The sequence below is a fragment of the Arthrobacter sp. Soil764 genome (assembly GCF_001428075.1).
GTDB lineage: Bacteria > Actinomycetota > Actinomycetes > Actinomycetales > Micrococcaceae > Arthrobacter.
In genome coordinates this window covers 248,110-265,885 of the sequence record NZ_LMSI01000019.1, presented here as the reverse complement: position 1 = coordinate 265,885, position 17,776 = coordinate 248,110, and the positions used below count along the sequence as shown (strand labels likewise).

The following is a 17,776-nucleotide window of genomic DNA, read 5'->3' as shown; positions in this document are numbered from 1 at the left end:
AGCCCAAAGCCGACGGTCCCCTGTTTAGTAGGTCCCCTACAAAATGGGCCCCGTTCCACCCCGGTAGCGTCGGCTGTACATTAGATTCCGCTTGTACAACCTCGACAGGACCCCCAATGAGCAACACCGACACCAGCCCGAAGAGCAGCCCGCGGACGGAGCGCCGCCGCTGGAACGGCACGGACCTGGGCCTCATCGCCGTTTTTGCCGCCCTCGTGGCCGGCGCCGCCCTGGTGCCGGGACTGGCCCTGAACGGCTTCGGCGTCCCCATCACCTTCCAGACCCTGGCCGTCATGCTGACCGGCCTGGTGTTGGGCCCGGCGCGCGGGTTTGCCGCCGTCGGCCTGTACACCCTCCTGGGCCTCGCCGGCCTCCCCATCTTCAGCCAGGGCCGCAGCGGCCTGGGCATCCTTGCCGGCCCCTCGGCCGGCTACATCATCGCCTTCCCCATCGCAGCGGGTATTGTCGGATGGCTGGCCACTGTGGTGATCAAACGCACCACCAGGGCCCGCGCCCTCTGGTTCTTCCTGTCCGCCACGGTCACCAGCATCGTGGTGGTGCACTCGCTGGGCATCATGGGCATCGCAATGAACTCCAAGGCCACCCTGGAGCAGGCGTTCCTGGGCGACCTCATCTTCTACCCGGGAGACATCATCAAAAATGTGCTCGCGGCCGTCATCGCCGTCGCCCTTCACCGGGCCTTCCCCGATGTCCTGGTGCGCCGCGTGCGCCGCCTTGCCGTGACAACCGAAAACGCCTAGGACCCGTCGCCATGCCCGCAGTGACCTTTGACCAGGTGTCCGTCGCCGTCGAAACAGAGAACTCCCCGCAACCCAAAGTCCTCCTCGACGCGGTGACCCTCCGGCTCGAGGAGGCACGCGTGGGCATCATCGGCGCCAACGGCTCCGGCAAGTCCACGCTGCTGCGCCTGGTCAACGGGCTCATCCAGCCAACCAACGGCAGGGTGGCGGTCGACGGCGACGATACAGTGCGTGCCGTACGCAAAGTCAGGCGGAACGTCGGCTTCGTCTTCACCGACCCCCTCTCCCAGCTGGTGATGCCCACCGGCAGGGAGGACGTTGAGCTGTCCCTGCGCCGCTCCGTGAAGAACGGCCCGGAACGGCGCCGCCAGGCTGAGGCAGCGCTTGGCCGGCTGGGACTCCTTCACCTGGCAGACCAGAGCATCTACGAGCTGTCCGGCGGCGAACGGCAACTGATGGCGCTCGCCGCCGTGCTCGCCGTGGACCCTGCGGTGCTGGTCCTGGACGAACCCTCCACACTGCTTGACCTGCGCAACCGCGAGCTGCTCCGCAGGACACTGGCCACCCTGGACCAGCAAATCATCATGTCCACCCATGACCTTGGGCTTGCCCTGGAGATGGACCGCGTCCTGGTCATCGAAGCGGGCCGCGTGGCATTCGACGGCGCCCCCGCCGAAGCCGTGGCAGCCTACCGTTCGTGGTGCCTCCAAGGGCTTGATCACGCAGCCCGGGACACCCGATGAGGGGCCACGGGTTCCTCCTGGCCAACTATGTGCCGGGCAATTCCCTCCTGCACCGGGCGCCGCTGGCACTGAAGTTCGCGCTGGTCTTCGCCTGCGGGCTGGCGTCCTTCATCATCGTGGACTGGGGTATTTCGGCAGCCGTGCTGGCCGTTCTCTCCGGCTTGTTCCTGCTGGCCGGCGCCGGCATGAAACGGCTGTGGGGTGCCGTCCGGCCGCTCGCTCCCGTGCTGCTGGCCATCGGCCTCTTCCAGTGGTGGCAGCTGGGCGGTCCCACCGCGGCGCGGATTGTGCTGAACATCCTGGTCTGCGTGGTGGCAGCGTCCCTGCTTACCGGCACCACTCCCATTCAGCAGCTCCTGGACGGCGTTGTCCGGGTGGCGCGTCCCTTCAAGAGATTGGGTGCCGATCCGGAACGCTTCGCACTGACCATTGGCATCATGCTCCGCAGCATCCCATTCATCGCCGGCACATTCGCCGACGTCCGGGACTCCGCCAGGGCCAGGGGCCTGGAACGCAACCCGCGGGCCCTGGTGCTGCCGGTCTTTATTACCTCCGTGGCCTACGCCCGGCAGACCGGCGAAGCACTCGCCGCGCGCGGTCTGGGCGAGGCCGAGGACCAGCCGGCCTGAAGATCAGGCTTGTGAGGGCACGCAGTACTCAAGCAGCGCCGCGGTCCCCATGCCACCGGCCATGCTGATCATCGCCAGCCCCAACGTTCCCGGAACACCCGCCCTCCGCGCCTGGGCCAGCAGCCGCGTCACCAGGACCGCGCCGGAGGCACCATAGGCATGCCCCAGCGCCAGCGCGCCGCCGTCCAGGTTCACCCGCCCGGCATCAATGCCCAGCTGGTCCAGGCAGGCAAGTGTCTGGGATGCGAAGGCCTCATTGAATTCCACCAGGTCCACCTCCCCGGCTGATACACCGGCTCCGGCCAGCACCTCCCGGGCCGCGGGGGCAGCGCCGATCCCCAGCACCTGCGGGGCCACGCCCGCGGTGCTTGTGCCGCGCACCAGCAGGCCATCGTGCACCCCCAGCTGCCGCGCGAGCTCAAGGGAAGTGATGACGACGGCGGATGCGGCGTCCGCGTCAAAGCAGGAGTTTCCGGCGGTGACGGTCCCCCCGGGCACGAAGGCGGCAGGGAACCTCGCCATGATGGCGGGGTTTAGGCCGGCGCGCGGCCCGCCATCGGTGGAAACAGCCCCGGCAGCAGTGGCCAGCGGCACGATTTCGTCTGAAAACCGCCCCCCGCTGACCGCCGCGAGGGCTTTCCGGTGGCTGGCCAGCGCAAAGGCATCCTGGCGGTCCCTGCCCACGCCGTATTCCTCCGCCACCGTTTCCGCGGCGACGCCCATGTCCGGATCCCCAAAGCCCGCCGGCACAAACTGGGCGCGGTGGTAGAACTCCGGGCCGCCGTCGTCCTTCCGGTGCGCGCGCAGGGGCGCGGTACTGGTGCTCTCCACTCCCCCTGCCAGGTAGAGCGGGCTGCCACCGGCCGCAACCAGCCGGGCGGCGAGGACGATGGCGTCCAGGCCTGAGCCGCATTGCCGGTCCACGGTGATCCCCGGCACGGTGACGGGAAATCCCGCCTCCAGCAGGGCGAGCCTGGCCACGTTTCCGCCGCCGCCCACGGCATTGCCGACCACGACGTCGGCAACACACCCCGGATCCAATGACAGCTCGGCAACAAGGCTGCGAAGGACCGGCGCCAGCAGTTCATGTGCCCGGAGGGTCCGCAGGGCTCCGTTGACGGGGCACACCGGGGTGCGGCGCGCGGCGATGATCACGGGCTGGCGGTCCGCCGGCAGGAGCCCGGCCGGCAGGACGTCAGCCGCCAAGGGCCCGTACCCTGGGGTCCCGGGCATTGATCCACTCCATCAGCAGGTTCCGGCTGACCTTTCCGCGGTCTGTGGTGGGAAGTTCCGGCAGGAGGTAGTACTGCAGGGGCCGCTTGTGCCGGGACAGGATGTCCTCCAGGCCGGCCCGCAGCTGCGTTGCCGTAAGCCCGCCATGGGACGCCACCACCCCCGCCACTATCCGCTGGCCGCGCAGATCGTCCGGCATGCCGGCGGCCACCGCTGCCGCAACGCCGGGGACTGCGGCCAGGGCCAGCTCCACCTCGTGTGGGTAGACGTTCCGTCCGGCGGTAAGGATCATATCGGCGCGGCGGCCAAGGATGTGCAGCTCCCCGTCCAGGAGGTAGCCCTGGTCCCCCACCGTGTACCAGTCACCAAAGGACCGCAGCGCCTCGCCGTCATCGCCCCACAGGTAACCGTTGCTCACCATGCCGCTGCGGACGCAGATGTTGCCGTAGCCACCCGCCGGAACCACGATGCCGTCGTCGTCCAGGATCCGGACGTCGACGCCGGGAAAGGGCCGCCCGATTCCGGTGCCGCCCGCGGCCGCGTCCTGCCCTGGGGCCAGGCCAAGGCCGGAGACGAAGCTCAGCTCGGAGGCGCCGTAGTACTCGTAAATGGTGGCATTAGGAGCCCAGCGCCGGGCCGCTTCCAGGGTCCGGGCGTCGAGCTTGGAGCCGGCACAGATGATGGTGCGGATACCGGAAGCGTCGACGCACCCCGTCATCCCCCGTTCGCTGAGCATCCGCAGCATGGTGGGCACCAGTACCAGGCGGGTCACCCTGTCATGCGTGATGGCAGCGTGGACGTCGCCGACGTCGAACGTCTCCAGCGTCTGGAACTCGGACCCGGCGTAGAGGCATTCGGCCAGGGCGTAGAGGTTCAGGCTGGCGGCCAGCGGGCCGGGCGCAAGGGTGACGTCATCCTGCCGAAGCCCGAAAAACTCGATCGAGGCGTCGAAGGACTGCTGCCATGACCGCCGCGAACGCGTAAATGCCTTGGGCACGGACGTGGTGCCGGAGGTCAGGCCGATGAGGAAGCCGGCGTCAGGCGGGCCATCAGCCAGGTCGTCATCCGGGGAGACCGGGGCCGGAACGGCGCAGGCCTCCACCCGCCGGACAATGTCCTCCTGAAGGGGTGCGGGCCAGGAAGGATCCAGGACAGCGCACTGGCGGTTTCCGGCCACGGCGGCAGAGAACTTCACGGCGAAGTCCACGGAGTTGGACTCGCACAAGGTGGTGACTGACTTCGTTTCCGGCACCAGTCCGGCAGCGGAATCCAGCAGCTCCGCCCAGGCAAGGCGCCTTCCGGCGATCACCACGGCGGTGTCGTGCGGCCGTTGCCCAGCCCAGAGCTGGATCTTGTCGAGGAAAGGCACGAACCAACTTTACCGGCCGCCATGGGTTGAGTCCCCGGCCCGCGGGTATTGTGACGATATGAGTTTCAATGACAACGTGCAGCTTGATCCGTCCCAGGTCCAGGACCGGCGGGGCATGGGCACCGGCGTGAAAATCGGTGGCGGAATCGGTGGCGGCCTGGTGCTGCTCGTTGCGCTCCTGCTTGGCATCAATCCCAACATGCTCGGAGGACTGACTGACGGCGGAACCGCCGGACAGTCCCAGGGCACGGCTCCGGCCTGCAGCACCGGGGCGGACGCCGACGCGCGGCTTGACTGCCGGATCACCGGCACCGTCAACAGCCTCAACGCGTTCTGGCCCGGCTACCTGAAGCAGTACAACGTGCAGTACCCCCGCCCGGAGGCAGTGATCTTCAGCGGCGGCACCAACACCGGGTGCGGGTCCGCAACGTCCGATGTGGGCCCCTTCTACTGCCCCACGGATACCACCGCGTACTTCGATCCCGGCTTCTTCCAGGAACTGGTGGACCGCTTTGGTTCCTCCGGCGGCCCCCTGGCTCAGGAGTACGTGGTGGCCCACGAATTCGGCCACCACATCCAGAACGTCCTCGGCGACCTGGGGCGTGCGCAGCAGGATCCGCAGGGACCGGAGTCCGGGTCCGTCCGCACCGAGCTGCAGGCCGACTGCTACGCCGGTCTGTGGGCCAAGTACGCTTCCACCACGGCGGATCCCGCAACGGGGCAGCCGTACCTGGAACCCCTCACCGAGCAGGATGTGAACGATGCGTTGTCCGCCGCCGCATCGGTGGGCGATGACCGGATCCAGAAAGCCGCCACCGGCCGGGTCTCCCCTGAGGGCTGGACGCACGGTTCCAGTGAGGAACGCCAGCGCTGGTTCACGCGGGGCTACCAGTCCGGCGATATCAAGCAGTGCGACACCTTCAGCGCCGCCACTCTTTAAACCCCATCGATTGCTGCGTACCTGCCGTTTTCACGCGTGATAACGGCAGGTACGGAGCAGTCGATGCGTGGGGCCGGTGGGTGGGCCCACGCTCCCGAGGGGCCCCATTCGAGCTTGCGAGATTGGCGAGGGAGGTCACCTTCCCTGGGGAAGGTGACCCGCCGTCGTCGTACTTTTTTTAGATGTTGAAGCCGAGGGCCCTCATCTGGTCCTTGCCGTCGTCGGTGATCCGCTCCGGACCCCAAGGCGGCATCCACACCCAGTTCAGGCGCCAGTCGTCCACAACGCCGTCCAGTGCCTGGCCTACCTGCTCCTCGAGCACATCGGTGAGCGGGCAGGCGGCGGTGGTGAGCGTCATGTCGATCAGCAGCGCACCGTCATCGTCGGAGTACTTCAGGCCGTACAACAGGCCCAAGTCCACAACATTGACGCCAAGCTCAGGGTCGATGACGTCCTTGAGCGCCTCTTCGACGTCCTCCAGGGCCGTGCGGCCCGGCTTGATTTCGGTCATGACAAGTCCTTACTAGGCCTGTGCTGCGGCGGGGGCCGCGATGGTGGCTGCGCCGGCGCCCTTGGCGTACCGGTCGTAGCCTTCTTCTTCGAGGCGGTCGGCCAGTTCGGGGCCGCCTTCTTCCACAACCTGGCCGTCCACGAACACATGGACGAAGTCAGGCTTGATGTAGCGCAGGATGCGGGTGTAGTGCGTAATGAGCAGCGTGCCCATGTTGCCCTCGGCGTGGGCGCGGTTGACGCCCTCGGAAACAACCTTCAGCGCGTCAACGTCCAGGCCTGAGTCGGTCTCGTCCAGGATGGCGAACTTGGGCTTGAAGAGTTCCAGCTGGAGGATCTCCACCCGCTTCTTCTCGCCGCCGGAGAAACCTTCGTTGACGTTGCGCTGGGCAAAATCAGCGTCGATCCGCAGCTGTTCCATGGCAGCCTTGACGTCCTTGGTCCAGGTACGCAGCTTGGGGGCTTCACCGTCGATGGCGGTCTTCGCGGTACGCAGGAAGTTGGTCATGCTGACACCGGGGACCTCCACCGGGTACTGCATGGCCAGGAAGACACCGGCGCGGGCACGCTCGTCCACGCTCATCTCCAGCACGTCCTCGCCGTCCAGGGTGATGGAGCCGCTGGTCACGTTGTAGCGGGGGTGCCCGGCGATGGTTGAGGCCAGGGTGGACTTGCCGGAGCCGTTCGGGCCCATGATGGCGTGGGTTTCGCCGGTGCGGATGGTCAGGCTGACGCCCTTCAGGATTTCCTTGGTGCCCTGTTCCGTCTCAATGCTGACGTGCAGGTCCTTGATCTCAAGAGTAGACATATGTCTTGTTCTCCTCTGCGCCGCGCCTGCCGGCTGCGGTGCGCTCTGTGTCTGGAAGTGTGGTTCGTAATTCTGTGGTGCTAGCTGAAGTTCGGAGCTTCGGCGCCGTTGAGGACGTTGGTGACATCCACGTAGACCTCATCCCCTGCGATCTCGACGGCGAATACCGGGACGGGATCGTAGGCTGGCAGCTGCAGCGGCTGGCCGCTGCGGAGGTCGAACTGCGAGCCATGGCCCCAGCACTCGATGGTGCAGCCATCCACGTCGCCTTCGGACAATGAAATGTCCGCGTGCGAGCAGGTGTCGCCGATAGCGTGGATCTCCCCCATGGAATCCTTGACGATCGCCACAGGGTAGTCGTCGATCAGGATCCGCAGCGCCTGCTTCACCTGGATTTCGTCCACCTTGCAGACAAGCTCGCCCTTTGGCTGGTCAGTCATCTGAAAACCGTGCTCCGTAGCTTCTAGTTGTCCGTCAGTGCGAGTTCGTGCTCAACAGCTTCGGTCAGCCGCTCCTCGATGGAGGGGACCTTGATCTGCTGGATGATTTCGTTCAGGAAGCCCCGGACCACCAGTCGGCGGGCAACATCCTCGGGGATGCCACGGGCCATCAGGTAGAACAGGTGCTCGTCATCCATCCGGCCGGTGGCGCTGGCGTGGCCTGCACCCTCGATCAGCCCTGTCTCGATTTCGAGGTTGGGCACCGAGTCAGCGCGGGCACCGTCGGTGAGCAGCAGGTTGCGGTTGGCCTCGTAAGTGTCGGTGCCTTCTGCTTCCTTGCGGATCAGGACGTCACCAACCCAGACAGCGTGGGCGTTGCGGCCCTGCAGGGCACCCTTGTAGAGGACGTTGGACTTGCAGTTGGGCACCGCGTGGTCAACGAAGAGACGCTGCTCAAGGTGCTGGCCGGCGTCGGCGAAGTACAGGCCGAACAGTTCGGCCTCGCCACCGGGGGCGGTGAAGCGGGCCGACGGCGTGACGCGCACCAGGTCCCCACCAAGGCTCACCATGACATGCTTGAGTTTGGCGTCACGACCGATCTTTGCCTGCTGGGAGGAGGCGTGGACGGCGTCGTCATTCCATTCCTGCAGCGTGATAACCGTCAGGTTGGCGCCGTCTTCCACAATGATCTCGACGTTCTCCGAGACGACTGCTGAGCCCTTGTGGTTCAGGATTACAACAGCCTTGGAGAACTTTTCCGCAACAATGACGAGGTGCTGGGCAGCGGCGTCCAGGGACGTGCCTTCGATGTCGACGGTGATCTCCGTCAAGGCTTCGAACTCCGCGGGGATGGTCACCACGGTGGCCTGGGCGAAGTTCTCCCAGGCGTTGGCGGAGACGCGGTCCTCGGGGATGCCGGCGGTACCGATCCGCTGGTCGTCGCGGCCGACGCCCTCGACAATGACGCCCTCCGGGCCCTTGACGATCACGGTGGGAGCCGCGCCGGACAGGACCTCCGAGTGAAGGCCGCGGAGCCGCTTCAGCGGGGTGAAGCGCCAGTCCTCCTCCATGCCGGTGAGCGGCTTGAAGTCAGCGAGCTTGTAGGACGTCAGCCGTCCGGCGCGTGAGCTGTCCGGTACGCCCACGCCGCCGCCGTGGGAGTGGCTCTTGGCTGAAGCGCCCGCAAGCGGGGCTTTGCCGTTGGCGTTGATCGGCGAGAGGCTCTCGCCCTCTTCGGTGAAGCCGTCGATGAACGGCTGGGCTGAGGGCGCGCCGATGCGTGCCTTTTCAGTAGTGATTTCAGTCATCGTTATCCGACGGACCCTTCCATCTGCAGTTCAATGAGGCGGTTCAGCTCGAGTGCGTACTCCATGGGGAGCTCGCGGGCAATCGGCTCGATGAAGCCGCGCACGATCATCGCCATGGCTTCGTCTTCGCGCATGCCGCGGGACATCAGGTAGAAGAGCTGCTCTTCGCTGACGCGGGAAACAGTTGCCTCATGGCCCATCACAACGTCGTCCTCACGGATGTCGATGTACGGGTAGGTGTCCGAGCGGCTGATGGTGTCAACGAGCAGGGCGTCACAGCGGACGGTGTTGGCGGAGTGCTTGGCGCCTTCACGGACCTGGACCAGGCCGCGGTATGCTGCGCGTCCGCCGCCGCGGGCCACGGACTTGGAGATAATGGAGCTCTTGGTGTTCGGCGCAATGTGCACCATCTTGGAGCCGGTGTCCTGGTGCTGGCCTTCGCCGGCGAACGCGATGGACAGGGTCTCGCCCTTGGCGTGCTCGCCCACCAGGTATACGGCCGGGTACTTCATGGTGACCTTGGAGCCGATGTTGCCGTCGACCCATTCCATGGTGGCGCCTTCTTCGCAGATGGCACGCTTGGTCACCAGGTTGTACACGTTGTTGGACCAGTTCTGGATGGTGGTGTACCGGACCCGGGCGCCCTTCTTCACGATGATTTCCACCACTGCGGAGTGCAGGGAATCCGACGTGTAAATGGGAGCCGTGCAGCCCTCGATGTAGTGGACGTAGGAATCCTCGTCCGCGATGATCAGGGTCCGCTCAAACTGGCCCATGTTTTCGGTGTTGATGCGGAAGTATGCCTGCAGGGGGATGTCCACGTGGACGCCCTTGGGAACATAGACAAAGGAGCCGCCGGACCAGACTGCCGTGTTCAGGGAGGCGAACTTGTTGTCGCCCACCGGGATGACGGTGCCGAAGTACTCCTGGAAGATCTCCGGGTGTTCCTTCAAGGCGGTGTCGGTGTCCAGGAAGATGACGCCCTGCCGCTCAAGATCCTCGCGCAGCTGGTGGTAAACAACCTCGGACTCGTACTGGGCGGCGACGCCGGAAACCAGGCGCTGCTTCTCGGCCTCGGGGATGCCCAGCTTGTCGTAGGTGTTCTTGATGTCCTCGGGGAGGTCGTCCCAGGAGGCAGCCTGCTTCTCGGTGGAACGGACGAAGTACTTGATGTTGTCGAAATCGATGCCCGACAGATCCGCACCCCAGGTGGGCATTGGCTTGCGGTCGAAGTACTTGAGGCCCTTCAGGCGCAGGTCAAGCATCCACTCCGGCTCGCTCTTTTTGGCCGAAATGTCCCGGACGACTTCTTCGCTGAGCCCACGGCGTGCGTTGGCGCCGACGTCATTCTTGTCAGCCCACCCGTACTCGTAGTTGCCGATGCCGTGGAGCTCGGGATTCTTTTCCAGAATCTCCGAGATCACAGTGTTTTCGGCTACTGCTTTCTCTGATAGTTGGTCCGTCATCACGGCCTTTCTTACTGATGGTTGGTTACTTCGTCCAGGCTGGCGGGGGCTGCACCCGGCGCGGTGGCCGGTTTGGCAGACAGCCTGCCTGTAGGAATGTGGGTGGTGCAGACGTGGCCGCCGCGCGCCAGGGTGGAGAGGCGGCGGACATCAACGCCCACCAGTCTTGAGAAAACTTCGGTTTCGACGTCGCAGAACACCGGGAAGCGGGCCGCCAGCTGCTGTATAGGGCAGTGGCCCTGGCAGAGCTGCACGCTCGAGAGTGCAGCCGGCAGCGGCGCCTTTGCCTCGATGGACGCGGCGGAGGCCACGAAGTTGTCGCGGGTCAGGGCAGCTGCGAGGGCGGTGGCCCGGTCCCGGATGTCCGGCCCGGCCTGCTCGATTTCGGGTGCGTAGCGGCGCTCCATGTCCGCAAAACGCTCCTCGGCGAAGGCGCGCACCGCATCCGGGCCGGCCGCCTTTTGCAGCTGCTGGAGCGCAAGGGCGGCGATGTCCAGGTAGTCGTTGCCCAGGCTGGACTGGCCCTGGGAGCTGAGGACGTAACGGCGGGCGGGACGGCCGGCACCTGCTCCGGGCTTGGCCACCTTCTTGACCTCAATGACGCCGGCGCGGGAGAGGTGGTCCAGGTGGCGCCGGACAGCGGCCGGGGTGAACCCCAGCATGTCTCCGAGCTCGGCCGCGCTGACAGGTCCGTGTTCCAGGACGGCAGCGAGGACCCGGTCCCGGGTGCGCTCGTCGGCATCAGCCACAGGACTGGATGCCGTGGCACCGGCCACGGGCACAGCAGTAGCGTTGGTCATGGAATACACAACACAATCATGTCGTAATTTAGTCCCGCACTCCAGTAAGGGCAGGCTGACCTTGGCTGCCCCAGCCGCTAAGCCCGTGCGGAGATCGGGAAATACTACATCCCGTAGAATACTGTGGTGCGATTCCCCCAGTCCCCCGTCCTGTCCATCCATGGGCTCATTAAGGACGTTGGCCCCCTTTCCAGTCTCGACGGAAAGATGCTCAGGGTTGTCAGCGGCGTTTCACTGATCGCGGAGCGCGGACAGGTAACCGCGCTCCTGGGCGCGAACGGCGCCGGAAAGACCACTACACTCGAATGCGCCCAAGGCCTGCAGAAACGCAACGACGGCAGCATCTCACTGCTGGGGCAGGACCCTGCGGCGGCAGGCGCTGACCTGCGTTCCCGCGTCGGTGTGATGCTGCAGGACGGTGGCCTCCCGCCGTCGGCACGGCCCCTGCCACTGCTGCGGCACATCGCAGGGCTCTATGCCCACCCGTGGCCCATGGAGGACCTGGTGGGCAGGCTGGGCATCGACACCTTCAGCCGTACCAGCGTCCGCAGGCTGTCCGGCGGCCAGAAACAGCGCCTGGCTCTTGCGGCCGCCCTCATCGGCAGGCCGGAAGTCCTCTTCCTGGATGAGCCGAGCGCCGGACTGGACCCGCAGTCCCGGCAGCTGGTCTTCGACCTGATCGCCGAGCTGCGGGACAGCGGGATGGGGATCATCCTCACCACCCACCTCATGGACGACGCCCAGCGCCTGGCGGACTACGTGTATATCATCGACGGCGGCCGCAACGTTGCGGAAGGGACGGTGCAGGAGCTGCTGCAGCGCAGCCCGGCCGCCGCCCAGGGCGAGCACGTCCGGACGCTGGTGTTCGAGGCCCCGGCGGGCCTGGACCTGGCCGCGGTGCTGCCGGACGATGTGGACGTTTCCGAATCCCGCGCCGGGAGCTACACCGTCACCGGGGCCCTGACCCCGCGCCACCTCTCCGCCCTGGCCCAGTGGTGGGAAGCGAAGGGCGTCATGCCCGCATCACTGAGCCTCCAGGCGCGTAGCCTTGAAGACGTCTTTCTGGACATTTCGGGAAAGGACATCCGATGAGCACGGCAGCAACGCGGGAGACGCAGCAGCCGGCCTCCCTGCTGCGCCGCGTCCTGCTGCAGGGCAAATACGAGGCACTGACGATGCTGCGGAACGGCGAACAGCTGATCCTTGCAGTGGTCCTGCCGCTGCTGGCGCTGGTCGGCCTGACAGTGACCCCTTTCCTGGACGGAATGGGCTCCAGCCGCATCAACGTGGCGGTTCCGGGGATCCTGGCCCTGTGCGCGATGTCCACGGCGTTCACCGGCCAGGGCATCGCCACCGGCTTCGACCGCCGCTACGGCGTGCTCCGGTTCCTGTCCACCACACCGCTGGGCCGCGGCGGCCTTATTGCCGGCAAGGTTCTTTCGGTCCTGGCCGTCCTGTGCCTGCAGGTGGTGGTGGTGGGACTGGTTGCGCTGGCGCTGGGATGGCAGCCGACGGCGGCGGGCTGGCTCCCGGGTCTGGCACTTCTCGCGCTGGGCGCGGCGGCTTTCACTGCACTGGGGCTGCTGGTGGCCGGAACAGTCCGGCCGGAGGCCACGCTGGCCATCACCAACCTGCTGTGGATCCTCCTCGGCGCCCTGGGCGGCATCGTGATCCCCGCCGAAAGACTGCCTGCCGCGGCGCAGGCCATTGTGCACTTCCTGCCGTCCGGCGCCCTGGGCGAATCAATGCGGGCCGCCTTCCTGGATGGCGCCGTAAACGGCGGCGCTACCCTCATCCTGCTGCTCTGGACGGTTATCGCCGGGGCCGCAGCCATCCGTTGGTTCAAGTGGAATTGAGATAATCGTGACCACGGCTTCACGCCTCCCCCAGCTCGCCGGCCGCCTGGCATCGCGGCTCCCACGCACTGTGGACGCCAGGATCCGCCGCCTCGCCGTCGCGTCCCTGATCGGCCAGACGCTCCTGGTGGTCACCGGCGGGGCGGTTCGCCTGACCGCGTCGGGCCTTGGCTGTCCCACCTGGCCCCGGTGCACCACGGATTCATTGGTGAACACGCCCGAGATGGGCATCCACGGCTTCATCGAATTCGGGAACCGGCTCCTGACGTTCGCCCTGGCCGCCGTTGCCGCCCTGATGCTGGTGTACCTGTGGAACCTGAGGAAGGAACGCAAGGACCTCTTCCTCCTGGCCCTGGGCCTGCTGGCCAGCATCCCCGCCCAGGCAGTGATTGGCGGCGTCACGGTCCTCACCAACCTCAACCCATGGGTGGTTGGGCTGCACTTCCTGGTTTCCATGGCGCTGGTGGTGTTCGCCACGCTGCTGGTCAACCGGGCCTTCGGACGGACCGGCCACTTCCTTGCCTCCCGGCCCGCCGCCTTGCCCGCCGTCCTGCGCCCGGTGACGGCCGCCGTCGCCCTTTTCTCCGCCGTTGCCGTAATGCTTGGTGTGGTGGTCACTGGGGCGGGCCCGCATGCCGGTGACGCTGATGCTCCCCGGAACGACCTGGACTGGGACCTGTTCTCCCACATCCATGCCGTGCCTGCCTACCTGGTCACGGCCGGGACCGCGGTGGCCCTGGTGCTGGTCCTCAGGCGTGGCATCAAGGGGCGCTTCAGGACGGCCGTCCTGGCACTCCTGGGCGTCACCGTGCTCCAGGCCGTCATCGGCTTCACGCAGTACTACAACGGCATTCCCGCGCTGCTGGTGGCGGCCCACATGCTTGGCGCCGCCCTGCTGATGGCGGCGTCAACGAACGCCTGGGACATCGCCCACTCCAGTCCCCTGGACTCCTCCGGGGCAGCGAAGTAGGCGAACAGGCGCCCCGGCCCCTGATGGGACCGGGGCGCCTGCCGGTTTCGGACTCCCTTGGGAAACCCGGGACGTTACCGTTCCGCGAAAGCCTTGACCTGAGACGTGGCGTCGCAGGCAGGGTCGAGATTTTCGATGCCGTTGGCCGTGATCTGCAGGACCCGGGCGGTGGAAATGTCGTAGAAGAGGCCGGTGGCCTGGACCTTCCCCGCAGCCAGCGGCGCGCCCGCCACCGGGTGGTTCTGCAGCTTGGCCAGCTGCACGGCCACATTGACCATCGCCAGCTGGTCCACGCGGCCGTATCCCGCTGCGGCCGCCTGACGGCCCACCGGATGACCTGCCAGCAACTCCGTGTGACTTGGCCGGGCATGGTCCAGCCACCGCCCGAAGGCCGGCCCCAGGCTACTGTTGTCTCCGCCGTCGGCTTCTGCGAGCAGCGCCTTCATGGCACCGCAGTTGGAGTGCCCGCAGATCACCAGCGACTTCACCCCCAGGCCGTTGACGGCGAACGACAGGGCTGAAGCGGTCGAGTCGTCCTGGCCGTTGCCGCACACCACATTGCCGATGTTCCGCAGCGTGAGGAGGTCGCCGGGACCGCTGCTGGTAATCAGGTTGGGATTGACGCGGGAATCCACGCAGGCCACGAACAGGCTGTCCGGATTCTGCGCTTCCGTCAGGTCATGCACCAGCGGGCGGACCTGGTGGGCGAACCGGCGGTGGTATTTATTGACGCCCTGCAGCAGCGGCTCCTTACGGGGCGGAAGGGGCAGTTCGGCGGCCTCCTCCCGCCGGGGAGCCTGGTGGGCAGCGTCCCGGAAGACCGTGTTGCCGTGCTCCTCAAGATTTACCGTGCCGCCCGCGGCCCGGTGCTGGAGCTGCCAGGCCAACAGGGCTTCCCGGAAGGAATGGTCAACGTAGTCCGCGTTCAGCTCCACCACCACGTCCGTGGCGTCGGGGACAGACTGGAGGATGTGGTTGAGCCTTGGCAGTGCGAAGAAACTGCACGATCCTGCGACGGTGACGCGCCAGGGCGCTGACGGCGCGGCGGGACGGTGGGCCTTGATGGGGGCCCGCAGGACACGCCACAGCACACTGGCAGCGGCGAGGGCCAGGCCAATCATGACACCCTCAAGCAGGTTCAGGAACACCACGCAGACAAGGGTCACAGCGTAAATGGGGAGGTCACCGGTCCGCAGGCTGGTCCTGATATCGGCCACCTTGATCAGGCGCGCGCCGATTACCACCAGCAGGCCGGCCAGGACGGCCAGCGGGATCAGCTGGATCAGGCCGGCAAAGAGGGCAGAGAAGGCCAGGACCCACACACCGTGCAGAACTGCAGATGCGCGAGTGGCCGCACCCGCCTCAACATTTGTGGCGCTGCGGACAATGACGCCCGTTACGGGCAGCCCGCCGAGGGACCCGGAAACGATGTTGGCCGTGCCCTGGCCGATGAGCTCCCTGTTGAGGTTGGTCCGGGGACCGGTTTGCATCTTGTCCACGGCAACGGCGGAGAGAAGCGACTCGATGCTGGCGATCAGGGCCATGGTCAGGATGGCGAAGGCGAAGGCGCGCCAGTTGCTGTCCGGAAGCTGCGGGAGGGCGACCGCATCGACGATCGAGCCGTCCAGGGAGATGCGCTCGACGCCGGGGGCAAAGGCCACGGCCAGTGCCGTGCCTGCGGCGACGGCGGCCAGTGGGCCGGGAATCCGCCGGACCGCGGCGGGCAGGAACTTCCAGCACAAAAGGATTGCCACGACGGCGAGTCCCAGCAGGGCTGCGTGCAGTTCCAGGTTGGTGATGGCTGCCGGCAGTGCGGCGAGGTTCTCGAGGGCCGAGCCTGCCGGCTTTGATCCGAGGAGTACGTGGAGCTGCTGCAGGATGATCGTGACGCCGATGCCGGCGAGCATCGCCTTGACCACTACCGGCGAAACGGCCAGGGCGGCCCTGCCCACGCGGCTGATGCCCAGCAGGAGCTGCACGACGCCGGCGGCCGCGGTGATCGCGCAGGTCACCTGCCAGCCAAACTCCTGGACCAGGCCGGCCACGACGACGGTAAGGCCCGCTGCGGGTCCGCTTACCTGCAGCGGTGAGCCGCCAAGGCTTCCCGCCACGATTCCGCCAACGGCTGCGGCAATGAGCCCGGCCATGATGGGCGCTCCCGACGCGGCTGCGATGCCGAGCGAGAGCGGGAGGGCCACCAGGAACACCACCAGGGATGCCGGTACGTCGGCACCGAGATGGGCAGCAAAGGACGGGCGGGGAAATCTGAAGCGGTTTTTACCCGGCGGGCTGTGGCTGGGGGCCGGGACCGTGGAGGGACGGGCTTCCATGGATTTTCCTTTGGTCGAGGGAAGGGTCCGCTCCACCGTAAGCAGCTTGTCATTCTTGATGACAGTTAACGTGACGGATATGACAGAAAAGTCATACCCGTCCAGCCTCCCTCGGTTATGACACAGGTTGTTAAAGCAGATGGCGGCCCCCACCATCAGGTGGGAGCCGCCATGGCTGTTGCCTGGGCCTACCCGGCGATGACTGCATTCCCGACGAAGGGGTCCACCGCCAGTGCGATGAACAGCAGGGTCAGGTAGCTGATGGATCCGTGGAAGACCTTCATGGCGCGCTTGTCCTGGACGTCCTCGCGCTGGGCGCGGGCGTAGAGAGCGTGTGATTCGTAGAGGAACCATGCGCCTGCAATGACTGCCGTGACGGTGTAGACCCAACCGGCCCCTCCCGCCGGGATCATCAGCAGCGAGCAGGCCACCATTGCCCAGGCGTACAGGACCACCTGGACGGACACCACTTTGGCGCCAGCGATGGCACCAAGCATGGGGACGTTGGCGTTCCGGTAGTCCTCGCCGTAGCGCATGGACAGGGGCCAGTAGTGCGGCGGCGTCCACAGGAAGATCACCATGAACAGGATCACCGCCGGCCACTCGACGGAGTTGGTGACGGCAGCCCAGGCAATCAGTACCGGGAAGCAGCCGGCGGCACCGCCCCAGACGATGTTCTGGGCCGTGCGCCGCTTGAGGATCATGGTGTAGATGACAACGTAGAAGAAGATGGCGGCCAGCCCGAGCCAGGCCGAGAGGGGGTTGGCACCGAACCACAGGATCACGATCGCGGCCGCGCCCAGCAGCCAGGAGAAGACGAGGGCCTCGCGCGGGGTGACTTCGCCCGTGACCAGGGGCCGGTTTTCCGTACGGTGCATCAGCTTGTCGATGTCGCGGTCGATGTAGCAGTTGAACGCGCCGGCGCTGCCGGCGGCGAAGGCGCCCCCAACCAGCGTGGCCAGGATCAGCCCGATGGACGGGAAGCCCCGTTCGGCATAGATCATGGTGGGCAGGGTGCTGACCAGGAGCAGTTCGATCACGCGCGGCTTGGTGAGGGCGAGATACGCCTTGGCCTTACGGGCAAACCCGGCGCCGGAGGCCCGGGATGCGTTCAGCGGCGTATCTGTAGTGCTCACGGTGGCAGTCACCCGTTCTGTGTGGCAGTTGAGGCTGGCAATGCAGCTCCGGTCGTGCGGCCCGGACCCGGGCACGGCACAAAGGGAGGAAATGCTCCAAGAGCGTGCAACAGTCGGGAAACCCCGGGCGGCGATAGCGATGCCCATCCGGCGTTGGCCTTCGAATATCATACCGCGCCGCAGGCCCTGTCCCGGCCCTTCCATATGCGCAATTGATTGCTCACGGGCCCATTCGAGCAGATTAACTCAACCGGTCGGAATGCTGATTCACAAAAGGGGAAATTGCGTCCAAAACGTGAGATTTGGCCCGCCCGGAGAATGGATACGGGCTAAGCTGTCACCAGATCAGCACGCAGCAAGAAAGCGGTGGAAAACGCATTCCCGCTGCTGTCCGTGACTGAATGCAAGGATCAACGTTTCGATGGTGAACGGCTGGTACACACCGCAGCGGGCGCCACGCAGTGCGCCCTTAAACGGA

At 66.3% G+C, this 17,776-nt stretch carries 17 protein-coding genes; 7 read left to right on the top strand and 10 right to left on the bottom strand.

Features of this window, described 5'->3' with window-relative positions; genetic code table 11:
• The first annotated feature begins 116 nt into the window (after positions 1-116).
• From ASG86_RS10900 to ASG86_RS10890, 3 genes are read left to right on the top strand one after another with little or no spacing between them, the layout of a single operon-like run.
• Positions 117-761: a biotin transporter BioY gene (locus tag ASG86_RS10900; RefSeq protein ID WP_056333756.1), complete on the top strand. Its 645-nt coding sequence runs from the start codon at positions 117-119 to the stop codon at positions 759-761.
• An 11-nt stretch (positions 762-772) separates the two neighbouring features.
• Positions 773-1,504, top strand: coding sequence for an energy-coupling factor ABC transporter ATP-binding protein (locus tag ASG86_RS10895; protein ID WP_056333753.1), 732 nt, complete (start codon positions 773-775; stop codon positions 1,502-1,504).
• Positions 1,501-2,133 carry an energy-coupling factor transporter transmembrane component T family protein gene (locus tag ASG86_RS10890; protein WP_056333750.1) on the top strand — a complete coding sequence of 211 codons (633 nt, stop codon included), beginning with the start codon at positions 1,501-1,503 and terminating at the stop codon, positions 2,131-2,133. Before ASG86_RS10895 ends, ASG86_RS10890 begins: the two co-directional genes overlap by 4 nt.
• Before the next feature lie 3 nt (positions 2,134-2,136).
• On the opposite strand, the gene ASG86_RS10885 is transcribed toward ASG86_RS10890, so the two are convergent.
• Together ASG86_RS10885 and ASG86_RS10880 are read right to left on the bottom strand one after the other, a co-directional pair.
• Entirely contained in the window at positions 2,137-3,366 is a 1,230-nt protein-coding gene (locus ASG86_RS10885; protein ID WP_082566759.1) for a thiolase family protein, read from the bottom strand.
• A complete protein-coding gene (locus tag ASG86_RS10880; RefSeq protein ID WP_056333748.1) occupies positions 3,329-4,735 on the bottom strand; it encodes a class I adenylate-forming enzyme family protein in 1,407 nt (468 codons plus the stop codon). The genes ASG86_RS10885 and ASG86_RS10880 overlap by 38 nt, the downstream gene beginning before the upstream one ends.
• Positions 4,736-4,793: 58 nt before the next feature.
• Here ASG86_RS10880 and ypfJ point away from each other — a divergent pair, with 58 nt between their 5' ends.
• Positions 4,794-5,675 (top strand): KPN_02809 family neutral zinc metallopeptidase, encoded by an 882-nt coding sequence (gene ypfJ / locus ASG86_RS10875; RefSeq protein WP_056333745.1) that lies wholly within the window; start codon positions 4,794-4,796, stop codon positions 5,673-5,675.
• Positions 5,676-5,853: 178 nt separating this feature from the next.
• Here ypfJ and ASG86_RS10870 read toward each other — a convergent pair whose 3' ends face one another.
• From ASG86_RS10870 to ASG86_RS10845, 6 genes are all read right to left on the bottom strand, one after another.
• Positions 5,854-6,186, bottom strand: a complete 333-nt coding sequence (locus ASG86_RS10870) for a metal-sulfur cluster assembly factor (protein WP_018761278.1) — start codon at positions 6,184-6,186, stop codon at positions 5,854-5,856.
• A gap of 12 nt (positions 6,187-6,198) precedes the next feature.
• The gene (gene sufC / locus ASG86_RS10865; RefSeq protein WP_056333743.1) at positions 6,199-6,993 is read right to left on the bottom strand and encodes a Fe-S cluster assembly ATPase SufC; all 795 of its coding nucleotides are present in this window, start codon (positions 6,991-6,993) and stop codon (positions 6,199-6,201) included.
• Between the two features lie 80 nt (positions 6,994-7,073).
• Entirely contained in the window at positions 7,074-7,433 is a 360-nt protein-coding gene (locus tag ASG86_RS10860; RefSeq protein ID WP_056333741.1) for a non-heme iron oxygenase ferredoxin subunit, read from the bottom strand.
• Between the two features lie 23 nt (positions 7,434-7,456).
• Positions 7,457-8,740, bottom strand: coding sequence for a Fe-S cluster assembly protein SufD (gene sufD / locus ASG86_RS10855; RefSeq protein WP_056333738.1), 1,284 nt, complete (start codon positions 8,738-8,740; stop codon positions 7,457-7,459).
• Between the two features lie 2 nt (positions 8,741-8,742).
• Positions 8,743-10,206, bottom strand: a complete 1,464-nt coding sequence (gene sufB, locus ASG86_RS10850) for a Fe-S cluster assembly protein SufB (protein ID WP_056333736.1) — start codon at positions 10,204-10,206, stop codon at positions 8,743-8,745.
• 11 nt (positions 10,207-10,217) lie between these two features.
• A complete protein-coding gene (locus ASG86_RS10845; protein WP_235565161.1) occupies positions 10,218-11,006 on the bottom strand; it encodes a helix-turn-helix transcriptional regulator in 789 nt (262 codons plus the stop codon).
• A gap of 126 nt (positions 11,007-11,132) precedes the next feature.
• Here ASG86_RS10845 and ASG86_RS10840 point away from each other — a divergent pair, with 126 nt between their 5' ends.
• The 3 genes from ASG86_RS10840 to ASG86_RS10830 are packed head-to-tail and all read left to right on the top strand — an operon-like array spanning position 11,133 to position 13,832.
• A complete protein-coding gene (locus ASG86_RS10840) occupies positions 11,133-12,098 on the top strand; it encodes an ABC transporter ATP-binding protein (protein WP_056334013.1) in 966 nt (321 codons plus the stop codon).
• Positions 12,095-12,862: an ABC transporter permease gene (locus tag ASG86_RS10835; protein WP_056333730.1), complete on the top strand. Its 768-nt coding sequence runs from the start codon at positions 12,095-12,097 to the stop codon at positions 12,860-12,862. The genes ASG86_RS10840 and ASG86_RS10835 overlap by 4 nt, the downstream gene beginning before the upstream one ends.
• A 7-nt stretch (positions 12,863-12,869) precedes the next feature.
• Entirely contained in the window at positions 12,870-13,832 is a 963-nt protein-coding gene (locus ASG86_RS10830; RefSeq protein WP_056333727.1) for a COX15/CtaA family protein, read from the top strand.
• Positions 13,833-13,906: 74 nt separating this feature from the next.
• On the opposite strand, the gene ASG86_RS10825 is transcribed toward ASG86_RS10830, so the two are convergent.
• Together ASG86_RS10825 and ASG86_RS10820 are read right to left on the bottom strand one after the other, a co-directional pair.
• Positions 13,907-16,162: a SulP family inorganic anion transporter gene (locus ASG86_RS10825; protein ID WP_056333726.1), complete on the bottom strand. Its 2,256-nt coding sequence runs from the start codon at positions 16,160-16,162 to the stop codon at positions 13,907-13,909.
• 188 nt (positions 16,163-16,350) lie between these two features.
• Positions 16,351-17,310 carry a heme o synthase gene (locus ASG86_RS10820; RefSeq protein ID WP_056334012.1) on the bottom strand — a complete coding sequence of 320 codons (960 nt, stop codon included), beginning with the start codon at positions 17,308-17,310 and terminating at the stop codon, positions 16,351-16,353.
• Positions 17,311-17,776 lie beyond the last annotated feature (466 nt).

What these genes read in the sequence shown, in the direction of transcription:
- ASG86_RS10900 (WP_056333756.1), top strand. Translation starts at nt 117, where the DNA reads ATGAGCAACACCGACACCAGCCCGAAGAGCAGCCCGCGGACGGAGCGC.
- ASG86_RS10895 (WP_056333753.1), top strand. Translation starts at nt 773, where the DNA reads ATGCCCGCAGTGACCTTTGACCAGGTGTCCGTCGCCGTCGAAACAGAG.
- ASG86_RS10890 (WP_056333750.1), top strand. Translation starts at nt 1,501, where the DNA reads ATGAGGGGCCACGGGTTCCTCCTGGCCAACTATGTGCCGGGCAATTCC.
- ASG86_RS10885 (WP_082566759.1), bottom strand. Translation starts at nt 3,366, where the DNA reads ATGCCCGGGACCCCAGGGTACGGGCCCTTGGCGGCTGACGTCCTGCCG.
- ypfJ (WP_056333745.1), top strand. Translation starts at nt 4,794, where the DNA reads ATGAGTTTCAATGACAACGTGCAGCTTGATCCGTCCCAGGTCCAGGAC.
- ASG86_RS10870 (WP_018761278.1), bottom strand. Translation starts at nt 6,186, where the DNA reads ATGACCGAAATCAAGCCGGGCCGCACGGCCCTGGAGGACGTCGAAGAG.
- sufC (WP_056333743.1), bottom strand. Translation starts at nt 6,993, where the DNA reads ATGTCTACTCTTGAGATCAAGGACCTGCACGTCAGCATTGAGACGGAA.
- ASG86_RS10860 (WP_056333741.1), bottom strand. Translation starts at nt 7,433, where the DNA reads ATGACTGACCAGCCAAAGGGCGAGCTTGTCTGCAAGGTGGACGAAATC.
- sufD (WP_056333738.1), bottom strand. Translation starts at nt 8,740, where the DNA reads ATGACTGAAATCACTACTGAAAAGGCACGCATCGGCGCGCCCTCAGCC.
- sufB (WP_056333736.1), bottom strand. Translation starts at nt 10,206, where the DNA reads ATGACGGACCAACTATCAGAGAAAGCAGTAGCCGAAAACACTGTGATC.
- ASG86_RS10845 (WP_235565161.1), bottom strand. Translation starts at nt 11,006, where the DNA reads ATGACCAACGCTACTGCTGTGCCCGTGGCCGGTGCCACGGCATCCAGT.
- ASG86_RS10835 (WP_056333730.1), top strand. Translation starts at nt 12,095, where the DNA reads ATGAGCACGGCAGCAACGCGGGAGACGCAGCAGCCGGCCTCCCTGCTG.
- ASG86_RS10825 (WP_056333726.1), bottom strand. Translation starts at nt 16,162, where the DNA reads ATGGAAGCCCGTCCCTCCACGGTCCCGGCCCCCAGCCACAGCCCGCCG.